This window comes from Winogradskyella ouciana (assembly GCF_009709615.1).
Lineage (GTDB): Bacteria > Bacteroidota > Bacteroidia > Flavobacteriales > Flavobacteriaceae > Winogradskyella > Winogradskyella ouciana.
This window is the reverse complement of the sequence record NZ_WJYA01000001.1, coordinates 60,516-74,194: the sequence shown is the minus strand read 5'-3', so window position 1 is coordinate 74,194 and position 13,679 is coordinate 60,516. Positions and strand designations below refer to the sequence as shown.

Annotated in this window: 11 protein-coding genes; 10 read left to right on the top strand and 1 reads right to left on the bottom strand. The window is 35.8% G+C overall.

Annotated features, from left to right (window positions below; all coding sequences use genetic code 11):
• The first annotated feature begins 22 nt into the window (after positions 1-22).
• The 3 genes from F1003_RS00345 (at position 23) to F1003_RS00335 (ending at position 5,069) form a co-directional block, all read left to right on the top strand.
• A complete protein-coding gene (locus F1003_RS00345; protein WP_155087213.1) occupies positions 23-2,485 on the top strand; it encodes a DUF5686 and carboxypeptidase regulatory-like domain-containing protein in 2,463 nt (820 codons plus the stop codon).
• Positions 2,486-2,546: 61 nt separating this feature from the next.
• A complete protein-coding gene (locus tag F1003_RS00340) occupies positions 2,547-3,077 on the top strand; it encodes a hypothetical protein (protein ID WP_155087212.1) in 531 nt (176 codons plus the stop codon).
• A 156-nt stretch (positions 3,078-3,233) separates the two neighbouring features.
• A complete protein-coding gene (locus F1003_RS00335; RefSeq protein WP_155087211.1) occupies positions 3,234-5,069 on the top strand; it encodes a Xaa-Pro dipeptidyl-peptidase in 1,836 nt (611 codons plus the stop codon).
• Here the strand turns inward: F1003_RS00335 and F1003_RS00330 are convergent.
• Positions 5,066-5,707, bottom strand: coding sequence for a protein-L-isoaspartate(D-aspartate) O-methyltransferase (locus F1003_RS00330; RefSeq protein WP_155087210.1), 642 nt, complete (start codon positions 5,705-5,707; stop codon positions 5,066-5,068). The genes F1003_RS00335 and F1003_RS00330 overlap by 4 nt on opposite strands.
• 143 nt (positions 5,708-5,850) lie before the next feature.
• Here F1003_RS00330 and F1003_RS00325 point away from each other — a divergent pair, with 143 nt between their 5' ends.
• From F1003_RS00325 to F1003_RS00295, 7 genes are all read left to right on the top strand, one after another.
• Positions 5,851-6,810, top strand: coding sequence for a Gfo/Idh/MocA family protein (locus tag F1003_RS00325; protein ID WP_155087209.1), 960 nt, complete (start codon positions 5,851-5,853; stop codon positions 6,808-6,810).
• A gap of 175 nt (positions 6,811-6,985) precedes the next feature.
• On the top strand, positions 6,986-7,876 hold the full coding sequence (locus F1003_RS00320; protein WP_155087208.1) for a 3-hydroxyacyl-CoA dehydrogenase family protein: 891 nt from the start codon (positions 6,986-6,988) through the stop codon (positions 7,874-7,876).
• A gap of 81 nt (positions 7,877-7,957) precedes the next feature.
• The gene (locus tag F1003_RS00315; RefSeq protein WP_155087207.1) at positions 7,958-8,323 is read left to right on the top strand and encodes a four helix bundle protein; all 366 of its coding nucleotides are present in this window, start codon (positions 7,958-7,960) and stop codon (positions 8,321-8,323) included.
• A gap of 55 nt (positions 8,324-8,378) precedes the next feature.
• Entirely contained in the window at positions 8,379-9,617 is a 1,239-nt protein-coding gene (locus F1003_RS00310; protein ID WP_155087206.1) for a DUF1015 domain-containing protein, read from the top strand.
• Entirely contained in the window at positions 9,607-10,275 is a 669-nt protein-coding gene (locus tag F1003_RS00305; protein ID WP_155087205.1) for a YggS family pyridoxal phosphate-dependent enzyme, read from the top strand. Before F1003_RS00310 ends, F1003_RS00305 begins: the two co-directional genes overlap by 11 nt.
• A 69-nt stretch (positions 10,276-10,344) precedes the next feature.
• Positions 10,345-11,715 (top strand): exonuclease domain-containing protein, encoded by a 1,371-nt coding sequence (locus F1003_RS00300; protein ID WP_162306871.1) that lies wholly within the window; start codon positions 10,345-10,347, stop codon positions 11,713-11,715.
• Positions 11,712-13,658 carry a DUF3858 domain-containing protein gene (locus tag F1003_RS00295; protein ID WP_155087204.1) on the top strand — a complete coding sequence of 649 codons (1,947 nt, stop codon included), beginning with the start codon at positions 11,712-11,714 and terminating at the stop codon, positions 13,656-13,658. Before F1003_RS00300 ends, F1003_RS00295 begins: the two co-directional genes overlap by 4 nt.
• Positions 13,659-13,679 lie beyond the last annotated feature (21 nt).

Here is a 13,679-nt window from a genome sequence, read left to right as displayed (position 1 = left end):
TATTAACCATCAATCAAACTCAATGAACAGACTATTACTCAGTGTTTGCTTTCTTATCATCAGTTTTATGGCTTCGGCACAAGTTGTCGGCACAATCACAAACACCAAAGGCGAGCCCTTACCATTTGTAAATATCCTTATCGAAAACACCTATAAAGGTACTACCAGTAATGACGATGGCTATTACGAGCTCAATATTACAGAGCCCAAGACTTATACTATTATATATACCTATTTAGGCTACAAAACCGTGAGGGAAAAAGTGGCTGTTGAGAAATTTCCCTATACCATTGATGTCACACTACAAGAGGAATCGGTTTCCCTAGGTGAAGTGGTTATAGATGCAGAAGACAATCCTGCCAATGCCATTATACGTCAAGCTATAGCAAATCGAAAGGAAAATCTTGAAAAAATACAATCTTTTGAAGCCAATTTCTATTCCAGAGGTTTGATAAAAATCAAGGACGCTCCCGAAAAAATATTAGGCCAGGAAGTTGGGGATTTAGGTGGTGGGCTGGATTCTACACGTAGCGGCATTATATATCTTTCTGAAACCATATCCAAAATCCAATTCTTAAGACCAGACAAGCTCAAGGAAAAAATCACAGCCTCAAAAGTCAGTGGAGATGATAACGGTTTTAGTTTTAATACTGCCATTGATGTGAATTACAATTTTTACAATAATACGGTTGAATTTGGCAATGAAATCGTTTCTCCTATTGCCAATAACGCCTTTGGCTATTATCGATACAAGTTAGAAGGCGTGTTCTATGACGAACGTGGCAATCTTATCAATAAAATAAACGTGATTCCTAAAAGTGAAAACGACCCAGTCTTTTCCGGAACCATCTACATAGTTGAGGACCAATGGACTATTTATGCTTTAGAACTGGATATCACTGGTGTACAAGCTCGTATTCCTGTGGTGGATGTTATATCACTGAAGCAAAGTTTTTCGTATTCTGAAGCTATTGATATGTGGGCAGTGATTTCGCAGAGCATCGATTTTAAATACCAATTTTTGGGCATAAAAGGTGATGGGCGTTTTACGGCAGTTTACAGTGATTATGAATTTAATACAGGACTTACTAAAGCAGATTTCGGGCGAGAAATTGTGGCTTTTGAAAACGAGGCCAATAAGAAGGATTCACTATTCTGGAAAACTCTAAGACCAGTACCTTTAACTATTGAAGAACGTACGGATTACATCAAAAAAGATAGTATTCAAATTGTGAAGGAATCTAAACCCTATCTCGATTCTATTGATCGAGCAAACAATCGATTCAAATTAGGAAGTATCTTGGGTTACACCTATCAAAATTCGCATAAGGATTTTCGAGCTGGATGGGATATTCCAACTGTTCCTCAGTTTAATACGGTTCAAGGCTACACAGCAAAAGCTAATCTGTTCTATATCAAAAATTATGACGAATTTAAACGCTTTTTTAGAGCCAATGCTAATCTAGAATATGGATTTTCTGATGAGCGTTTAAGAGCAACAGGTTCCTTAACCTACAAATTCAACAATACAAGCAGACGGTTTTTAACGCTTTCAGGTGGCGTGAGCGCAGAACAGTTTAATCCTTCAGAAACAATATCACCACTTATCAATAGTGTTAGCACCTTGTTTTTTGAAGACAACTATATGAAATTATATGATAGAAGTTTTCTTCAACTCAGCTATTCCGAAGAGTTGTTTAATGGCTTTAGGTTTTACACCACCTTAAGCTACGACAGACGAAAAGCGCTATTCAACACTACAGATCAAGTCTTTATCAATGAAGATGATGATATGTACACGAGTAATAATCCATTGGATGAAACCGCTTATGGAGTGGCTCCTTTTGAAACCCATAATATTCTAAAAGCCAATGTGACGGCGCAAATCAATTTTGGGCAAGAGTATCTCAGTTATCCTGATAGTAAATTCAATATTGGAAATGACGCCTACCCTACTTTGGTCTTGAGTTACGAAAAAGGCTTTGGTGCCACCAATAGCGATTATAATTTTGACCAAATCAAAGCAAGATTGTACCAATCTTTTAACGTGGCTGATAAAGGGCGCTTTAGATATAACCTGAGAGCAGGCAAGTTTTTTAATGCGGATGATATCGCCTTTATAGATTACCAACACTTTAATGGTAACCAAACCCATGTGAGTACAGAAGGCAATTATACCAATGTGTTTAATAACTTACCATATTATGCAGGCAGTACCAATGATGCTTATTTAGAAGCACATGCAGAGCACGATTTTAATGGTTTCATTTTAGGAAAAGTACCTTTGCTGAACAAGCTCAACTTTAATTTGGTTGTCGGAGCACATTTACTGGCCACGCCAGATGTTAAGCCTTACCAAGAGTACAGTATCGGAGTTGATAATATAGGTTGGGGAAAATGGCGTTTCTTAAGAGTGGATTACATCCGTTCGTACCAAAGTGGATTTCAAAGTGATGCTATTTTGTTTGGGCTGAAATTCTTTTAACTTTATCAAGTTGTCATTCCTGCATAGGCAGGAATCTATCATATGAATAAAATCAATAATCATGAAAAAATATATCCTTTTACTATTTCTATTTGCTTCAATTAGCCTTCCAGCACAAGAAGAAGAAACCAAAGACTACTCAAAACAAGTCGCCACTTTAGACAGCACCATCGAAACTTTATATTCGGTTATCTCTGGTGATGCTGGGATTGAGCGCGATTGGGATTTGTTTAAACATCTGTTTCACAAAAACGCGAAGTTAATTCCAACAGGGAAAACCCAAGAAGGTGAGACGGTAGCACGCTATTTGACACCAGATGATTATATAAAATCCTCTGGAAAATGGCTGTTTGAAAACGGTTTTCACGAGGTGGAAATTAACCGAGAAACACAAACCTTCGGGAACATTACCCAGGTATTCAGCACCTACGAGTCCTTTAAAAACAAAGACGACGAAAAGCCTTTTATGCGAGGCATCAATAGCATCCAATTAATGAACGATGGAGAACGCTGGTGGATTATCAATATCTACTGGATGCAAGAGTCTAAAGAGAATCCAATTCCTGAGGAGTATTTACCTGAAGATAATTAATGTTGATTGTCATTCCTGCAAAATCAGGAATGCATCTTATAAACAGATTCCGCATCAGTTGCGGAATGACAAAATTTGTAGAATTAGTCTTAAAAACCTATTTGAGGTCTAACAATAACTCCTTACTTTTATAACAAGAAAAAACACCATTCACAAATGACATTCAAATCCACTTCAAGCCTAATCATAGCATTAGCAATTTCAATCCTAAGCTGTGCCCAAACCACTACAGAAAACGCTAAGCCCATTTTTAAGGATGGGGAAGCTCAAATCGTAGAAGCCTTCAATAACCCAGATAATTGGTTAAGACACGATCTTTGGGTTGAAACCGAATTTGATACCGATGGAGATGGAGAAAAAGACAGAATGCATGTTTCGGTAACTAGACCAGAACAAACCGAAACAGAAGGTTTAAAACTTCCTGTCATTTATGTCACCAGCCCATACTTTGCTGGAGTTGCAGCTGACGCACCTGGGACAATGTGGGATGTAAAACATGAGCTAGGAGGTAAATCAAAAGAACGTTCTCACCCAGAAGTAAAGCGACGCGGTGAACGACCAATCATTTCAAACTCACACATAAGAAAGTGGGTGCCAAGAGGCTATATTGTGGTTCACTCTTCATCACCAGGAACAGGTTTATCTGACGGAGCGCCAACCATTGGTGGTAAAAACGAATCTTTAGCTCCTAAAGCGGTAATCGATTGGCTAAATGGACGTGCAAAAGGTTATAAGGAGCGTAATGGCAACGAAGAAGTGAAAGCTTATTGGACTACAGGAAAAGTTGGTATGACAGGTACATCTTATAACGGAACTTTACCATTAGCTGCTGCCACAACTGGTGTTGAAGGTTTAGAAGTCATAATTCCTATTGCTCCAAATACTTCCTATTATCATTACTATCGTTCACACGGATTGGTACGTTCGCCTGGTGGTTATTTAGGTGAAGATATCGATGTACTATACGATTTTGTGCATAGTGGAGATGAAGATAAGCGTGCACACAACAATAAAGTAGTACGAGATACCGAAATGATGGATAACATGGACAGACAGACTGGTGATTACAATGATTGGTGGGCTGGTCGTGATTATTTGAACCAAATGGATAATATGAAAGCCGCAATGCTAATGTCTCATGGTTTTAACGACTGGAACGTGATGCCAGAACACAGTTACAGAATATATAAAGCAGCAAAGGACAAAGGCTTAACAACACAAATTTATTATCACCAAAATGGTCATGGTGGACCACCTCCTACTTCAATGATGAACAAATGGTTTACTAAATATCTGCATGGTGTAGATAATGGTGTTGATAAAGAAAAACACAAAGCTCATATCGTAAGAGAACATGATGACAGGCAACAACCAACTGCATATGCAGATTATCCAAATCCGAGTGCCACACACGTTACGTTAAGACTTACACCAGGTGGTAATGGTGTTGGAGGGTTATCCTTAGATGATACAGCAGAAGTTGGAGAAACCTTAATCGACGATGTGTCATTTTCTGGAAAAGATTTGGCAACTGCTAAAAGTTCTGAAAACAGATTGTTATACGTAACGCCAGTATTAAAGAACGACCTCCATATATCAGGTGTACCTAAAGTGAGTATCACGCTTTCTAGCAACAAATCAGCTGCAAATCTATCTGTTTGGTTGGTTTCGTTGCCATGGCAAGAAGGAAGTGATGTGAAAATTACCGACAACATCATTACACGTGGATGGGCAGACCCGAAGAACTATAAATCGCTAACAGAAGAAGAGGATTTAGTACCAGGCCGTTCTTATAGTCTTACTTTCGATTTGCAACCAGACGACCAAATCATTAAGGCTGGTCAACAAATAGGGTTAATGATTTTTTCTAGTGATCAGGAGTTTACACTACATCCAAAACCAGGTACAGAGTTGACGATTGAGTTAGACAAAACAAAGTTGGTGTTACCAATAGTTGGTGGCGAAGAAGCGTATAAAAAGTTTGTTGATTAATTTTTATCCTCTAGCAAGGGTACAAATCGGAACTCGCCAAGCTCATGTTTTTCAAATTCCTTTGGACCTTTTCTAATAAATAAGGTCATGACTTGCACGTCATCACCAACAGGAATTACTAAGCGTCCGTTAATTGCTAACTGGCTCAATAATGGTTTAGGCACAAATGGTGCACCAGCCGTAACAATAATACTATCAAACGGTGCTTCTTCAGGCAAACCTTTGTAGCCATCTCCAAAAATGAGCTTTTTTGCTCTATAGCCTATTTTTGGTAAGAATTTAGAGGTTTTTTTGAATAGCTCTTGTTGTCGTTCAATACTATAAACTTTAGCTCCAAGCTCAATCAATACAGCACATTGATAACCACTTCCTGTTCCGATTTCCAAAACTTTATCACCAGGCTTTACTTGTAACAATTCCGACTGAAAAGCAACCGTATAAGGTTGGGAAATAGTTTGATCTGCAGCAATAGGAAACGCTTTATCGACATAAGCATGGTCTATAAATCCAGAATCCATAAACAAGTGCCTTGGAATTTTACCAATAGCTTTTAAAACCGCTTCATCCTTAATTCCCTTTGTTATCAGAGTTTCAACCAATTGCTGTCGCATCCCTTGATGCTTAAATGTATCTTTCAAATCTTAGTTTAGTTTCTCGCTAAATTAATTGAAAGAAAAGCAAAATCCAATCCTAAATTTGAATTATTGAATTCACAGTATTTTATATTTTCTTTTTTAAATTTCTGATTCAAAACGCCTATTTTTGTTAAAAACTGAAAAACATGCTAAAAGCTGGTGTTCTTGGTGCTGGTCACCTTGGTAAAATTCATCTTAGACTACTAAAACAATCTACAAAATATGAGCTTGTAGGTTTTTATGATGCTGACCCAGAAAATGCCAAACGAGTTGTAGAAGAGTACGGTTACACGTATTTTGATTCCATTGATGATTTAATAGATGCTGTTGATGTTGTAGATATTGTAACTCCTACCCTTTCACATTACGATTGTTCCAAAAAAGCCATTAAAAAAGGAAAGCACATATTTATAGAGAAACCCATTACCAATACGGTTGAAGAAGCCGAAACCATTAGAACATTGGTTGCCGAACACGGAGTTAAAGGACAGGTTGGTCATGTAGAGCGTTTCAATCCTGCATTTATTGGTGTAAAGGATAAGATTGAAAATCCGATGTTTATTGAAACCCATCGTTTGGCTGAGTTTAATCCTCGTGGTACTGATGTGCCAGTGGTATTGGATTTAATGATTCATGATATTGATATTATCCTTAGTGTGGTAAATTCGCCTGTAAAGCATATTTCTGCCAGTGGAGTTTCTGTTGTTAGTGAAACACCTGATATTGCCAATGCACGCATTGAATTTAAAAATGGTTGTGTTGCCAATCTTACCGCAAGTCGTATTTCACTAAAAAATATGCGTAAAACAAGATTCTTTCAAAAGGATGCCTATATCTCGGTTGATTTTCTTGAAAAGAAATGTGAAGTCGTTAAAATGAAGGATGCACCAGAAGACCCTGGAGATTTTGATATGATTCTTCAAAATGCAGAAGGTGTAAAAAAGCAAATCTATTTTGACAATCCTGAAATTGAAAACAACAACGCCATTTTAGACGAGCTCGAAACTTTTGCAGATGCGATTAACAACAACACCAAGCCAGTAGTGACTTTACACGATGGCACTGAAGCTTTGCGTGTAGCGAATATGATTATAAATCAGTTTTAAAACAAGACGTCATTACGAAGATTACTGAGATTAAAATATATTTTGATTGAAAGTATATGGCGTAGCCAATGACTGAAGTAATCTTTTTAATTGAAACTCAATTTTTATTTTAAATTATTATACAAACAGATTGCCACGACTTTAGAAAAGTCTCGCAATGACAAATACATTATAAATGAAAAACATAGCAGTAATAGGAGCAGGAACAATGGGAAACGGAATTGCCCACACTTTTGCTCAATCTGGATTTAAAGTTAACCTTATTGATATTAGTGAAGCTTCACTAGAAAAAGGCATGGCTACCATTTCTAAAAATCTTGATAGAATGGTTGCTAAAGAAAAAATTTCTGAAGCTGACAAATCAGAAACCCTTGGTAACATAGAAACGTTTACCGATTCAGGATCTGGAGTACAGAATGTCGATTTGGTTGTAGAAGCTGCAACCGAAAACGTAGACCTCAAACTCAAAATCTTTAAGCAACTAGATGACATTTGTGGTGAAGATACCATCTTGGCAACGAACACGTCTTCCATTTCCATTACACAAATAGCAGCTGCAACCTCTAGACCAGAAAAGGTTATCGGGATGCACTTTATGAACCCAGTACCAATAATGAAATTGGTAGAAATCATTCGTGGTTATAATACAAGTGACGAAGTCACAAAAACCATTATGGATTTATCTAAAACCTTAGGTAAAATCCCAACGGAAGTTAATGATTATCCTGGATTTGTAGCCAATCGTATTTTAATGCCAATGATCAACGAATCTATTGAAACACTTTACAACGGAGTTGCAGGTGTTGAAGAGATTGATACCGTTATGAAGCTAGGTATGGCACATCCAATGGGCCCATTACAGTTGGCGGATTTCATAGGTCTTGATGTATGTTTATCAATTTTGAATGTAATGTACGATGGATTTAAAAATCCTAAATACGCACCTTGTCCATTATTAGTTAATATGGTTCAGGCTGGCAAACTAGGTGTTAAATCTGGTGAAGGTTTTTATGATTATTCTGAAAGTCGAAAGGCAGAGAAAGTCTCTAAGCAGTTTGTAAAGTGATAAGTGTCTAGTGTCTAGTGTCTAGTGTCTAGTGTCTAGTGTCTAGTGTCTAGTGTCTAGTGAAAAGTATTATATTTAATCATGAAGGTTCAAGATTTATTGGCTTATAAAAAAGGGTTCAAATTGGCTATGGATATTTATCATATTTCAAAATCTTTTCCAAAAGAAGAAACCTATTCTCTAACAGACCAAGTTAGGCGTTCCTCTCGAAGTGTTTGTGCTAATCTATCTGAATCCTACAGAAAAAGACGTTATCAAAAACACTTTATCAGTAAACTTACAGACAGCGACGCAGAAAATGGAGAAACCCAAACATGGTTGGAATTTGCTCTAGCGTGCGAGTATATTTCTAAAGAGCAATTTAAAGAACTATATGAAGCATCAGAAGAAGTCGCTAAACTTTTAAACTACATGATATTAAATCCTAAAAAATTCGGTTCAAACTAATATAAAACAATACTTCATACTTTACACTTTACACTCCACACTTGATATTAAATGCATGGCCAAAATAATTCCATTTAAAGCAGTTAAACCAACAAGAGCCATAGTTGGCTTGGTTGCGGCGCGTCCTTACCAGAGTTACACAGTAGATGAACGCGAATCTCGAATGGATTATAATCCTTATAGTTTTCTTCATATTGTAAATCCTGGCTATAAGTATGCCCAAGAAGTCATCGGGAAGGAACGGTATAGGTTGGTAAAAAATCGCTACGAGGAATTTAAGGAAGATGGTGTATTTGTTCAAGAAAAAAAACCTTCACTGTATGTCTATAAAATCGTAAATAGACACGGACAAGAATTTAACGGCATTATCGCTGCAACAAGTGCTGAGGATTACGAAAATGATGTCATTAAAAAACACGAAGATACCATTGCCAAACGTGAGCAAACCTTTAAAACCTACCTTAAAACCGTTGGTTTTAATGCAGAGCCAGTACTCCTCACCTACCCAGACAATGATTTAATTTCTTCCATAATTAAAAATACTCAAAAAGGTCATGCCATTTTCGAGTTTACAATGACCTACAGAGATACGCATTATCTCTGGAAAATTGATAATGAAGATACCATTAGGACAATTCAAGGTGAGTTTGAACAAATGGAAACCATTTACATAGCAGATGGTCATCATAGATCTGCCTCATCGTATTTATTGTATAAAGACGAAAAAGAAAAGAACTCGAACCATGATGGAAGTGAGTCTTATAATTTCTTTATGTCGTATTTAATTCCGGAATCGGATTTGGTCATTCATGAATTTAACCGGTTGGTTACCGATTTAAATGGACTTACTAAAGAAGAGTTTCTTATAAAACTAGATGAGTGTTATCGAATAGAAAACAGAGGTATTATGCCATACAAACCTTCTAAACCTCATCATTTTAGCATGTACTTAGATGGTGAGTTTTATTCTTTATATTTAAGGAAGACCAATTACCAGTTCAACAACGCTTTAGATGAGTTAGATGCACAATTATTATACAAAACTATATTGCAACCCATTTTAGGTATTGAAGATCTTCGTAATGACAATCGCATAGAGTATGTCAATGGTCAGCACGAGATGATTACCATAAAAAGCAGTGTGGACAGTGGCGCCTTTGTGGTTGGTTTTGGTATGTGCCCATCTAATGTTGAACAAATGAAGCAAATTGCTGACGAAGGCTTAAAAATGCCACCAAAAAGCACTTATATATTACCTAAACTAAGAAGCGGAATAACAATTTATGAGTATTAAAGAGAACTTACAAAATATAAAATCAAGCATACCAGAAGACGTCACTCTTGTGGCCGTTTCAAAAACTAAACCCGTTAGTGATTTAATGGAAGCTTACAACGCAGGTCAGCGTATTTTTGGAGAAAACAAAATTCAGGAAATGGCTGATAAGTATGAGGACATACCAAAGGATGTTGAATGGCACATGATTGGTCATGTACAACGTAACAAGGTGAAGTATATGGCGGAGTTTGTGAGTTTAATTCATGGTGTAGATAGCTTCAAACTATTGAAAGAGATCAACAAAAGAGCTAAAAGTCATGATAGGGTTATAGATTGTTTACTTCAAATTAAAATTGCTGAAGAAGATAGCAAATTTGGGATGTCAGCTAAGGATGCTTCTTCCCTACTTCAATCTGAAGCATTTTCAGAATTAAAAAATATTAGGATTGTTGGCCTCATGGGAATGGCGACATTTACAGATGACATGAAACAAGTAGAAAGTGAATTTAAGTTTTTAAAGTCCACCTTTGATGCGCTAAAACCACTGCAAACAAAAAACTGCCAACTGCAAACTATATCTATGGGCATGAGCGGTGACTACCAGTTAGCTATTGATTGCGGCAGTAATATGATCAGAGTTGGAAGCAGCATCTTTGGAGCTAGAAATTATAATTAATATTCTTATACGGATAGCATTTACTTTTTTAACTTAGTGCTTTATTAGTAAACTCCCAATTTTAGAATTATATACGCAATACTAGACATAGAAACCACAGGTGGTAAGTATAATGAAGAAGGTATCACAGAGATAGCAGTTTACCAATTTGATGGTCATAAAGTCACCGATCAATTTATTTCCTTAGTAAATCCTGAGCGTGAAATTCAACCCTTTGTTGTTAATCTTACAGGTATAAATTCTAACATGCTCAAAAATGCGCCTAAATTCTATGAAGTCGCCAAACGCATTGTAGAAATCACGGAAGACTGCATCATCGTGGCTCATAATGCCGATTTTGATTATCGCATTCTTAAAACAGAATTTAAACGTCTTGGTTTTCCCTTTAAACGCAAAACACTTTGCACAGTAGAACTGTCACAACAGCTCATGCCAGATATGGAATCCTACAGTTTAGGTAAGCTGACACGAGCGCTAGGTATACCTGTAAGTGATAGGCACAGGGCGAATGGCGATGCCATGGCTACTGTGAAGTTATTTAAAATGTTGTTGAATAAGGATACTAGCAAAAAGATTATAAAGGATGCTGTAAAAATTGAACAGAAGTCAAAATTAGCACCGAATCTTAAAGAAATAACAGAAGATTTGCCAAGCGATACAGGAGTATACTATATCCATGACGCGCAAGGCAATATTATATATATTGGTAAGAGTAACAACATTAGAAAACGAATTATACAACACTTTACTAATAAAAATTCTAAATCGAAGAAAATACAAGTACAGGTCAATGCTGTTACTTATGAAAAAACAGGTAGTGAACTCGTTGCTCTCCTAAAGGAAAGTGAAGAAATAAAGAAAAACAAACCTATATTAAATAGAGCTTTAAAACGTAATCGATTTACTCAAGGTCTTTATAGTTTTGTTGATGAAAATGGATACGTTAATCTTAAGATTAGTCATATTAAGCCTAACGAAAAACCAATAACGACGTTCACCAATAGAAAAAGTGGTATTTCTTTTATTAACAGAATGGTTGAAGTGTACGAGCTGTGTAACAAACTCTGTGGCATAGACAAATCTATAACAAGTTGTTTTAATTATGGAATTGAAAGTTGCCATGGTGCTTGCATAGGTGGTGAAACACCTGAAGATTACAACAAAAGAGCTAATGAAGTCATCCTAAAAAATAGTTATGATAATAAAGACATGATACTTATTGATAAGGGGAGAGATGTGCATGAAAAAAGTGTAGTACTTATTGAAGATGGTATTTTTAAAGGTATTGGTTTTTTTGATCTTAATCACCAGATAAACAATCGCGAAATACTTGAATCACTTATCACACCGATGCAAAATAATAGGGACACACAGCATATCATACAGAGCTATATGCGCAGAAATAAACGACTAAAAATCATAGAACTACAAAACGCATGAAATTAAAATTTACGCTGCTTACAATTCTTTTTTCCTCATTTTGCTTTGCCCAAAACTACAATGTAGCTATGCAGGTTTCTAAAAGTGACTTAGAGCACACATCTTATTCAAAAGATTCAACTGCAAATGCATTGGTCATATATGATTATGGTAATAGTTTTGTTGATGAAGAAACATTCTGGCTTAGGTTTCAGCTTGAGCAAAAAATAAAAATCCTAAGAAAAGAAGGTATTGAACGTGGTGAAGTTGAAGTAAAACTTTATAAAGGCAAATCCTCTAAAGAAAAAATTCTTAAAATAAGAGGCGCTACCTATAATCTAGAAAATGGTAAAACAGTGAAAACTGAATTAACCCAAGATGCCATTTTTGAAGAAGAAAATGAAAATTACACCTTAGTAAAGTTTGTCTTACCCAATGTAAAAGTTGGAAGTGTTATTACTTACAGCTATGAAACACAATCTCGTTTTATGTCTAAGTACCAGCCTTGGTATTTTCAAGGTCCGGATCCTGTATTATATAGTGAATATAACACCAGCATCCCAGGTAATTACGAATACAACATAAAGCTTGTAGGTTCTATACCATTAGAGGTTAACGAAACAAGCTTAAAAAAGAACTGTATTGATCTAAGAGGAGATGTTGGTGCTGACTGTGCTATAGCTAAATATGTAATGAAAAATATTCCTGCTTATAAACCAGAAGGTTTCACTACTACACCACTCAATTATATAGCAAGAATTGAATACGAACTAAGCGTGATAAGAGGATTTGATGGAAGTGTTGATAAGCTCACAAAAACTTGGGCAGATGTTGACAAGGAACTAAAATCGAACAAAGATTTCGGAAGGCAAATCAGCAAAAAAAGTCTTGCGAAAAATATACTCCCAGACGATATAACTTCAATGCCTGATAATTTAGAAAAAGCTAAGGCCATTCATCAATTTGTTTTGGATAATTACAAATGGAACCAAAAATATGAGAGACATGAAGTATCTGTAAAAAATACAGTTAAAGAAAAAATCGGAAATGCTTTTGAAATCAATTTGCTATTGGAAAACCTATTATCTTCCGAAGGTTTCAAAGTCTTTCCTATTTTAGTGTCTACTCGTGGTAATGGTTTTGCTACCAAGATCTATCCCGTTTTAACAGATTTCAACTATTTAATTTTAAAAACCACCATAGATGGCAAAGATTACTTTTTAGATGCCACTGAACCGTACTTGTCTTTTGGCGAATTACCGTTTAGAGCACTTAATCAGTATGGAAGGTTAATGGATTTAGAAGATGGTAGTTATTGGGAAGATATTGAGATAAAAGATTATTCCACAAGGCTACACACCATACAAATTAACTCATTTGAAGAAGATATTTTTGGAGGTGTTATAGAAAGTAAGTCTACAGGATATCAAGCCCATGATCTAAAACGTATGTATACTGAAAACTCTCAAACATACAAGGAACAGAGAGCTGATAAGTATACTGAAATCAGTATTGAAGAGCATAATGTTTCTGACTTAGAAAAAAACAGTTATGATTTTGAAGAGGAAATACACTTTACTTTAGAACCAGAGTTTATTGGTAATAAAATTTATTTAAATCCTTTTATTATAAAATTCTTTGAAGAAAACCCATTTAAATTACAAGAGCGCACCTACCCAATAGACTTTGGTTATAAAGACACCTATACCTATATTATGAATATAGACTTGGGAGACGACTTAAATATTTTAGAGATTCCTGGTTCTGTTAACTATGCACTACCAAACAAATCAGGTACATTTTTATTTAATGTTGAAAATAAAGACAATCAGTTAACACTATATTTTAAAGTAAAATTTGATAAGGCAATCTATGCTCCAGAATTTTATGATTACCTTAAAACGTTTATGGATACTGTTGTTGAGACACAAAATAATACGGTAATAGTCCTAGAGAAAATCTAAACTTTTCTTTTTGTATTTTTA

Excerpts from the sequence above, each read along its gene's own strand:
- F1003_RS00345 (WP_155087213.1), top strand. The coding sequence starts at position 23 with ATGAACAGACTATTACTCAGTGTTTGCTTTCTTATCATCAGTTTTATG.
- F1003_RS00305 (WP_155087205.1), top strand. The coding sequence starts at position 9,607 with ATGAGTATTAAAGAGAACTTACAAAATATAAAATCAAGCATACCAGAA.
- F1003_RS00335 (WP_155087211.1), top strand. The coding sequence starts at position 3,234 with ATGACATTCAAATCCACTTCAAGCCTAATCATAGCATTAGCAATTTCA.
- F1003_RS00315 (WP_155087207.1), top strand. The coding sequence starts at position 7,958 with ATGAAGGTTCAAGATTTATTGGCTTATAAAAAAGGGTTCAAATTGGCT.
- F1003_RS00340 (WP_155087212.1), top strand. The coding sequence starts at position 2,547 with ATGAAAAAATATATCCTTTTACTATTTCTATTTGCTTCAATTAGCCTT.
- F1003_RS00295 (WP_155087204.1), top strand. The coding sequence starts at position 11,712 with ATGAAATTAAAATTTACGCTGCTTACAATTCTTTTTTCCTCATTTTGC.
- F1003_RS00320 (WP_155087208.1), top strand. The coding sequence starts at position 6,986 with ATGAAAAACATAGCAGTAATAGGAGCAGGAACAATGGGAAACGGAATT.
- F1003_RS00325 (WP_155087209.1), top strand. The coding sequence starts at position 5,851 with ATGCTAAAAGCTGGTGTTCTTGGTGCTGGTCACCTTGGTAAAATTCAT.
- F1003_RS00310 (WP_155087206.1), top strand. The coding sequence starts at position 8,379 with ATGGCCAAAATAATTCCATTTAAAGCAGTTAAACCAACAAGAGCCATA.